Here is a 3,213-nt window from a genome sequence, read left to right as displayed (position 1 = left end):
CTCGAGGTCGGCCATGCGGCCGCATCGAGGCGCCGCCCGCCCGGGAGACCGAGCGCAGCCTGCCGGGCGGCCGCGGCCCCGGCCCGGTCGAACCCGCGACGGTCTACCGCCCGCCCAGCCAGGCGCCGATCGACGGCGGGCCCAGCTCGAACCCGTACGGCGGTTCGGGTACGAACCCCCGCTAGGGCCTTGCACCATTTCGACCGGATCGACGGCGCGCTCCATGCCGAGGGCGCGCCCCTGGAGGCAATTGCCGGGGCGGTGGGCACGCCGGTTTATGTCTATTCGACCGCAACCCTGACCCGGCACTACGGGCTGTTTCGCGAGGCGGTGGACGCCCATCGCGGATCGCTGGGGGAGGCCCTGATCGCCTTCGCGGTGAAGGCCAATTCCAACCTGTCGGTGCTGGCCACCCTGGCCCGGCTGGGCTGCGGGGCTGACACGGTTTCGGAAGGCGAGATCCGGCGGGCGCTGAAGGCCGGCGTTCCCGGCGAGCGCATCGTCTTCTCGGGCGTCGGCAAGACGGACGCCGAACTGGCCTTCGCCCTCGAGGCGGGGGTGCGCCAGATCAATGTCGAGAGCGCCGTCGAGCTGGACCGGCTGATCGCCGTGGCCGCGGCGAAGGGCGCCGCGCCGGAGATCGCCATCCGGGTCAATCCGAAGATCGGCGCCGGGGGCCACGCCCGGATCACCACCGGCGGGGCGACCGACAAATTCGGTGTTCCGGCCGAGGAGGCGCCCGCCCTGTACGCCCGCGCCGCCGCCTCGCCGCATGTGACGCCGGTCGGGCTGGCCTGTCACATCGGCAGCCAGATCACCACGCTGGAGCCGCTGGAGGGGGCGTTCCGGGCCCTGCGCGAGATGACGCTGGCGCTGAGGGCCAAAGGGCTGGCGGTGAGCCGGCTGGACCTCGGCGGCGGTCTCGGCGTGCCGTACCACGGCCAGACCGACCTGCCCTCGATCGCCGACTATGTGGCCATGGCGGCGCGGGCGCTGGACGGCCTCGGCGTCGAGGCGACGTTCGAGCCGGGGCGGCTGCTGGCGGCCAACGCCGGGGTGCTGCTGAGCCGCGTCATCCAGGTCAACGCCCGCAGCGACGGGCGGCGCTTCCTGGTCCTGGACGCCGGCATGAACGACCTGATGCGGCCGGCCCTCTATGACGCCTTCCACGACGTCGTGCCGGTACGGGAACGGACGGGCGAGACCGGCCCGTACGATCTGGTGGGTCCGATCTGCGAGTCGACGGACGTGTTCGCGCGGGACCGGATGCTGGCCCCGGTGCAGGCGGGGGACCTCGTCGCCTTCATGGGCGCGGGCGCCTATGGGGCAGTGCTGGCCAGCGAATACAACTCGCGGCCGCTGGTCCCGGAGGTGCTGGTCGACGGCGACCGCTGGGCCGTGGTGCGGACGCGGCCATCATACGACGAGATGTGGGCGAGGGAGCCGAAGTCGGACTGGCTGTGAGGAGGTCGGGTAAGGCCTAAACCCTACGACCTTCAATCCAGGGCGCAGATGTCCGGGAGGCCGCGCAGGGCGCCGGCGTGGTCGAGGCCGTAGCCGACGAGGAAGCGGTTCGGGGCCTCCCAGCCGACAAAGTCGGGCTCGGGCGCGCGCGGCAGGGGCCAGGGCTTGCGGGCGAAGACGCAGGTCAGGACCTCGGCAGCGCCGCCCTCCTTCGCGATCCGCACCGCCTCGGCCAGCGACAGGCCGGTGTCGAAGACGTCGTCGAGGATCAGCAGCTTCTTGCCGGCGATCGGCCGCTGGAACGGGGCATGGACGTCGATCCGGCCGCGGCTTTCCTTCTCGTCGCCGTAGGAGGCCAGCCAAAGGGCGTCGAAGCGGACGTTGCGGCCGATCCGCGACAGGGCGCGGGTCAGGTCGGCGGCGAACCACAGGCCGCCGGTCAGCAGGACGACCGCGACGGTCTCGTCGTCGGTGACCGGCGCGATCCGGGCGGCCAGATCAGCGACGATGCGGGCCACCTCGGCCTCGGACAGCAGGACGGCGGGGGTCGGGGTGTCAGCCATGCGAGGCGGATACCGCCTCGGGGCCTCAGGAGTCGATAGGCAGGGGCACCGCGTCGATCGGCTGCATGTCGAGCACCGTCGACGGGTCCGGCGCAAGAGCGGGGCGAAGCTCGGCCTCGACGGGGGGCGGGCCGGCGTCGGCGTGCGCATCAGCATCAGCATCAGCGTCGGCGTCGGCGTGCGCGTCCGCGGTCGGGAGGGGTCGTTGAACGGCCGGGGCGGACGGGCGGGCGGGGGCCGCGGCGCGGTTCGAGGCGGCGTCCTCCAGCACGAAGGCCACGCCCACGCCCTGACCCTTGCCGGCGGGGTCGGGGATCATGGCGGCGAAACCCTGGACCTTGCCGGGCAGGACCGGGGCGGCGTCGATGCGGACCACGGCGTGACCGATCTCGGCCCCCTGCCGGTCCAGCAGGGCGACCCGAACGGGCGGGGCGATGCGTTCCTCGTCGCGGACGTTCCTCAGCGCGCCGGAGATCAGCACCTTGCCTGGATCGTTGGGCGCGGCGCGGGCCGAAACGGCCTCGAACTCGAGTCCGGTCGGATTCACGGTCAGGCCGACGGCGGCGTAGGCGGCCGCGGTTCGGGGGGCCAGCTCCACCACCTCGACGCGGAACAGCCAAGCGGAGGCGAGCAGGGCGGCGAAGCCGGAGGCGATGCCGGCCCAGACCACGCCGTGGGCGGCGGCGCGACGCAGGCGGCGCTGGTGCTCGGCGCGGGCGCGGAAGGCCCGGGGCAATTCGGGCGCCGGCGTCTCGGCCAGGGTGTCCTGGGGCGCCTCCCCCGCTTCATCGCGGCGGGCGAAGGCAGTCGGCTCCAGTCCCGGCGGCGAGGCCGACAGCTCCAGCGGCTCTTCCAGGGTGGCGCGCCAGGTGTGTTTGCAGCTCTTGCAGCGCACGGTGCGGCCGCCCGGGCCGATCGCCTCGTCGGGAGTGAAATAGCTGGTGGCGCAGGACGGGCAGGTCAGTATCATGTGCGCTGACTGAGAGGCGTTTCGCCCCCTCCCGTCGCGGCCTTGCAGCCGCGTCCTGACCCAAAATTCATGCCCGTTCAGCCCCGCCGCGCCGCCTTGACCGCCTCCGCGACCGACATAGTCCGCCTTTCGGGCGTGAACTTCGGCTATGCGGACGGCCCCGGCGTGCTGCGGGACGTTAACCTCATATTGCGCGCGGGCTCTTTCCACTTCCTT

General features: G+C 72.8%; 3 protein-coding genes and 1 pseudogene. 2 read left to right on the top strand and 2 right to left on the bottom strand.

All coding sequences use genetic code 11. The features are described 5' to 3' along the window. Together RDU12_RS14255 and lysA are read left to right on the top strand one after the other, a co-directional pair. Positions 1 to 185 (top strand): annotated as a pseudogene (locus RDU12_RS14255) (hypothetical protein); the annotation flags it as partial. 4 nt (positions 186 to 189) lie between these two features. After that, positions 190 to 1,464: a diaminopimelate decarboxylase gene (gene lysA / locus RDU12_RS14250; RefSeq protein ID WP_300293134.1), complete on the top strand. Its 1,275-nt coding sequence runs from the start codon at positions 190 to 192 to the stop codon at positions 1,462 to 1,464. Positions 1,465 to 1,496: 32 nt separating this feature from the next. On the opposite strand, the gene RDU12_RS14245 is transcribed toward lysA, so the two are convergent. Both RDU12_RS14245 and RDU12_RS14240 read right to left on the bottom strand, forming a co-directional pair. Beyond that, positions 1,497 to 2,027 carry a phosphoribosyltransferase gene (locus RDU12_RS14245; RefSeq protein ID WP_300293132.1) on the bottom strand — a complete coding sequence of 177 codons (531 nt, stop codon included), beginning with the start codon at positions 2,025 to 2,027 and terminating at the stop codon, positions 1,497 to 1,499. Positions 2,028 to 2,052: 25 nt separating this feature from the next. Then, a complete protein-coding gene (locus tag RDU12_RS14240; RefSeq protein ID WP_308685286.1) occupies positions 2,053 to 2,997 on the bottom strand; it encodes an MJ0042-type zinc finger domain-containing protein in 945 nt (314 codons plus the stop codon). Positions 2,998 to 3,213 lie beyond the last annotated feature (216 nt).

Origin of the sequence: Brevundimonas sp. (genome assembly GCF_031082345.1) — a bacterium.
Classification (GTDB): Bacteria; Pseudomonadota; Alphaproteobacteria; order Caulobacterales; family Caulobacteraceae; genus Brevundimonas.
The sequence above is the reverse complement of the archived record's forward strand: the minus strand, read 5'-3'. Positions and strand labels throughout refer to the sequence as shown.